The organism is Youxingia wuxianensis (assembly GCF_014385085.1).
Classification (GTDB): domain Bacteria; phylum Bacillota; class Clostridia; order Oscillospirales; family Ruminococcaceae; genus Youxingia; species Youxingia wuxianensis.
In genome coordinates, this window is the sequence record NZ_JACRTD010000019.1 from 1 (window position 1) to 5,236 (window position 5,236).

Below are 5,236 nucleotides of genomic sequence, written 5' to 3' on the forward strand. Positions count from 1 at the left end.
GACCTATTTTCCCAGGGGGTTTCCCCCCAAGTATTTTCGGCACGGATGAGCTTAACTACTGTGTTCGGGATGGGAACAGGTGGGACCTCATCGTAATAAACACCAGCCAAAACATATAAAAACAGGGAAACCCTGCCTCTATCAAAAAGATGTTGGTGACCCGTACGGGAATCGAACCCGTGTCGCCGGCGTGAGAGGCCGGAGTCTTAACCGCTTGACCAACGGGCCAAATCCTTCTCCTAAGGCTTGGTGCGCCATCAGGGACTCGAACCCGGGACCCGCTGATTAAGAGTCAGCTGCTCTACCAACTGAGCTAATGGCGCATATCTCTAACGCCCTATTCTTTCCTACGCACCCTCAAAATCGAACAATGAATACTCCCGCAACTCTTTTAACCAAATTTCTGCTTGGTCAAGCCCTCGACCGATTAGTATCTGCAAGCTAAACACCTCACGATGCGTACACTTCAGACCTATCAACCTCGTAGTCTTCAAGGGGTCTTACCTGGTTTTCCAGTGGGATATCTTATCTTGAGGTTGGCTTCACGCTTAGATGCCTTCAGCGTTTATCCAATCCATACATAGCTGCCCAGCTATGCCGTTGGCACGACAACTGGTGCACCAGAGGTATGTCCATCCCGGTCCTCTCGTACTAGGGACAGCTCCTCTCAAATATCCTGCGCCCACGACAGATAGGGACCGAACTGTCTCACGACGTTCTGAACCCAGCTCGCGTACCGCTTTAATTGGCGAACAGCCAAACCCTTGGGACCGAATTCAGCCCCAGGATGCGATGAGCCGACATCGAGGTGCCAAACCTCCCCGACGATGTGGACTCTTGGGGGAGATCAGCCTGTTATCCCCAGGGTAGCTTTTATCCGTTGAGCGATGGCATTTCCACTCACATACCACCGGATCACTAACTCCAACTTTCGTTACTGCTCGAAATGTCTCTCTCGCAGTTAGGCTGGCTTACGCGTTTACACTCTAAAGCATGGTTTCCGGCCATGCTGAGCCAACCTTTGAGCGCCTCCGTTACCTTTTTGGAGGCGACCGCCCCAGTCAAACTGCCCACCTAACACTGTCCCCCGGCCAGTTTCATGGCCGCAGGTTAGAATTCCAGCACCTCAAGAGTGGTATCCCAACGTCGACTCCACCAAGACTGGCGTCCTGGCTTCTCAGTCTCCCACCTATCCTGTACATGAAATACCGAAATCCAATATTAAGCTACAGTGAAGCTCCATGGGGTCTTTCCGTCTTGTCGCGGGTAACCGGCATCTTCACCGGTACTACAATTTCGCCGAGCGGGCTGTTGAGACAGTATCCAGATCGTTACACCATTCGTGCGGGTCAGAACTTACCTGACAAGGAATTTCGCTACCTTAGGACCGTTATAGTTACGGCCGCCGTTTACTGGGGCTTCAATTCAATGCTTGCACATCTCCTCTTAACCTTCCAGCACCGGGCAGGTGTCACCCCATATACGTCATCTTTCGATTTAGCATAGAGCTGTGTTTTTGCTAAACAGTCGCCTGGACCTTTTCTCTGCGGCTCTGTCTCCAGAGCACCCCTTCTCCCTAAGTTACGGGGTCAACTTGCCGAGTTCCTTAACAACCCTTCTCTCGTTGGCCTTAGAATTCTCATCCTATCTACCTGTGTCGGTTTGCGGTACGGGTGTCTCATATATTCACAGAGCTTTTCTCGCCTCCTGCCAGGTATGCTTCCCTACTATGTTTCGGTCCCTTACGCCCAGGTCTACCAACGCCTGGGTCATACCCTTTCAGAGTGTCCCTCTGCTTAAATATTTTGACAGCTACGGAATTTCTACCGTATGTGCATCGGCTACGCCTCTCGGCCTCGCCTTAGCTCCCGGCTTACTTGGAGCGGACGAACCTTCCTCCAAAAACCTTAGACTTTCGGCCATTATGATTCTCACATAATTCTCGCTACTCATTCCGGCATTCTCACTCGTATGCAGTCCACACGCGCTTTCGCTCGTACTTCACCCCGCATACGACGCTCCCCTACCATACGTTTTACGTATCCCAAGCTTCGGTGTTGGTTTTAGCCCCGTTACATTTTCGGCGCAGAGTCACTCGACCAGTGAGCTATTACGCACTCTTTTAATGAGTGGCTGCTTCTAAGCCAACATCCTGGTTGTCTTAGCAATTCCACATCCTTTTCCACTTAAACCATCTTTGGGACCTTAGCTGTGGGTCTGGGCTTTTTCCCTTTTGACCACGAGACTTATCTCACGTAGTCTGACTGCTGTACATCAATTAGCCGGCATTCTTAGTTTGATAAGGTTCAGTAACCTCTCGGCCCCTAGCCTATTCAGTGCTTTACCTCCGGTAATCTAATACAACGCTAGCCCTAAAGCTATTTCGGGGAGAACCAGCTATCTCCGGGTTCGATTGGAATTTCACCGCTATCCACACCTCATCCACCGGCTTTTCAACGACGGTTGGTTCGGTCCTCCATGAGATTTTACTCTCACTTCAACCTGGACATGGATAGGTCACCCGGTTTCGGGCCCTATGCATCTAACTCTTCGCCCTTTTCAGACTCGGTTTCCCTTTGGCTCCGTTCCTGAAGAACTTAACCTTGCTAGATACATACGCTCGCCGGACCATTCTACAAAAGGTACCATATCACGCTTTGACGCGCTCTATGTGCTTGTAGGCGCAGGGTTTCAGGTACTTTTTCACTCCCCTCCCGGGGTGCTTTTCACCTTTCCTTCACAGTACTATTCTCTATCGGTCACCAGGGAGTATTTAGGCTTGGAGGGTGGTCCCCCCGACTTCCCACGGGGTTTCACGTGTCCCGCGGTACTCTGGATACTGCCCGCTGCTTCTCTCTTTCGCTTACGCGACTCTCACGCTCTTCGGTCTGACTTCCCATTCAGTTCAGCTAGAGTTCTGCTATGCTTTCTGCAGTCCGTAACCCCACAAAGATTGCTCCCTGTGGTTTGGCCTCTTCCGCGTTCGCTCGCCACTACTTGCGGAATCTCGGTTGATTTCTCTTCCTCGCCCTACTTAGATGTTTCAGTTCAGGCGGTTCCCCTCATATACCTATGTATTCAGTATATGATGACAGGTCTCTACTCCTGCCGGATTGCTCCATTCAGACATTTACGGATCAAGGCCTATTTGCGGCTCCCCGTAACTTTTCGCAGCTTATCACGTCTTTCTTCGGCTCCTGGTGCCAAGGCATTCGCCCTGTGCCCTTCTTAGCTTGACCATGCTTTCTTTGGTTCTCTTAAACTTCGGCTTTACTTGTAGTTTCTTTACCCTTTTTCTTTTCAAAAAAAAAGTATTTCTCTCGTAAAACTTCGCAGTTGCTTTTTCTTCATTGTTCAATTTTCAAGGTGCGTTGGTGGAGATGAGGAGGATCGAACTCCTGACCCCCTGCGTGCAAGGCAGGTGCTCTCCCAGCTGAGCTACACCCCCACAGTTGACGCATGAAGACACTTTTCAGCGCCTTCAAAAATGAACAACGAGCTTTCTAGTCCCTGCTGACCAGAGTCTCCGGTCTCTTGACCGGTTTACTCCTTAGAAAGGAGGTGATCCAGCCGCACCTTCCGATACGGCTACCTTGTTACGACTTCACCCCAGTCATCAATCCCACCTTCGACAGCGCCCCCCTTGCGGTTAGGCTACTGGCTTCGGGTGTTACCGACTCCCATGGTGTGACGGGCGGTGTGTACAAGGCCCGGGAACGTATTCACCGCAGCATGCTGATCTGCGATTACTAGCAATTCCGACTTCATACAGGCGAGTTGCAGCCTGCAATCCGAACTGAGACGGCTTTTTGGGATTCGCTTTACCTCGCGGTATTGCTGCCCTCTGTTAGCCGCCATTGTAGTACGTGTGTAGCCCAGGTCATAAGGGGCATGATGATTTGACGTCATCCCCACCTTCCTCCGTTTTGTCAACGGCAGTCTCACTAGAGTGCTCTTGCGTAGCAACTAGTAATAAGGGTTGCGCTCGTTGCGGGACTTAACCCAACATCTCACGACACGAGCTGACGACAACCATGCACCACCTGTCTCGGTGTCCCGAAGGACTTCATCTATCTCTAGACTATGCACCGGATGTCAAGACCTGGTAAGGTTCTTCGCGTTGCTTCGAATTAAACCACATACTCCACTGCTTGTGCGGGCCCCCGTCAATTCCTTTGAGTTTCAACCTTGCGGCCGTACTCCCCAGGTGGATTACTTATTGTGTTAACTCCGGCACGGAAGGGGTCAGTCCCCCCACACCTAGTAATCATCGTTTACAGCGTGGACTACCAGGGTATCTAATCCTGTTTGCTCCCCACGCTTTCGAGCCTCAGCGTCAGTTAAAGCCCAGCAGGCCGCCTTCGCCACTGGTGTTCCTCCTAATATCTACGCATTTCACCGCTACACTAGGAATTCCGCCTGCCTCTACTTCACTCAAGAAACGCAGTTTTAAACGCGACTATCAGTTGAGCCGATAGTTTAAACATTTAACTTGCGCTCCCGCCTACGCTCCCTTTACACCCAGTAATTCCGGACAACGCTCGCTCCCTACGTATTACCGCGGCTGCTGGCACGTAGTTAGCCGGAGCTTCCTCTTAAGGTACCGTCATTTTCTTCCCTTAAGACAGAGGTTTACAATCCGAAAACCGTCTTCCCTCACGCGGCGTCGCTGCATCAGGCTTTCGCCCATTGTGCAATATCCCCCACTGCTGCCTCCCGTAGGAGTCTGGGCCGTGTCTCAGTCCCAATGTGGCCGTTCAACCTCTCAGTCCGGCTACCGATCGTCGCCTTGGTGGGCCTTTACCTCACCAACTAGCTAATCGGCCGCGAGCCCATCTTTCAGCGGATTGCTCCTTTGATACCATGACGATGCCGTCTCGGTATATTATGCGGTATTAGCAGTCGTTTCCAACTGTTATCCCCCTCTGAAAGGCAGGTTGCTCACGTGTTACTCACCCGTCCGCCACTAAACGCCTTCCCGATCCATCCGAAAATTTCTCAGTAAGGGTTCCGTTCGACTTGCATGTGTTAGGCGCGCCGCCAGCGTTCGTCCTGAGCCAGGATCAAACTCTTTGCTTTTTGTATCTTATCGCCCTTCCGGACGCTAAAATCTCACAAAGTTTTAATCCAGCTTCTTCTCGCTGGTCTTTGCTTCTTGCCTTCTTGGCTTTCGCCTCAAAGTCATCTTTTCAGGGTCTTTTCTTCTCTCGTTGTTCATTTTTCAAGGTGCTCTCTT

At 51.3% G+C, this 5,236-nt stretch carries 3 tRNA genes and 3 rRNA genes; all 6 read right to left on the bottom strand.

What is annotated here, in order from left to right:
* Nucleotides 1-107: ribosomal RNA gene (gene rrf / locus H8705_RS13465) — 5S ribosomal RNA — on the bottom strand; the annotation flags it as partial.
* A 46-nt stretch (nt 108-153) separates the two neighbouring features.
* A tRNA-Glu gene (locus tag H8705_RS13470) sits at nt 154-228 on the bottom strand.
* A gap of 19 nt (nt 229-247) precedes the next feature.
* A tRNA-Lys gene (locus tag H8705_RS13475) sits at nt 248-323 on the bottom strand.
* An 84-nt stretch (nt 324-407) separates the two neighbouring features.
* Nucleotides 408-3,239 (bottom strand): 23S ribosomal RNA (locus tag H8705_RS13480).
* 133 nt (nt 3,240-3,372) lie between these two features.
* Nucleotides 3,373-3,448: transfer RNA gene (locus H8705_RS13485), tRNA-Ala, on the bottom strand.
* A 106-nt stretch (nt 3,449-3,554) separates the two neighbouring features.
* Nucleotides 3,555-5,079: ribosomal RNA gene (locus H8705_RS13490) — 16S ribosomal RNA — on the bottom strand.
* Between the last annotated feature and the right edge of the window lie 157 nt (nt 5,080-5,236).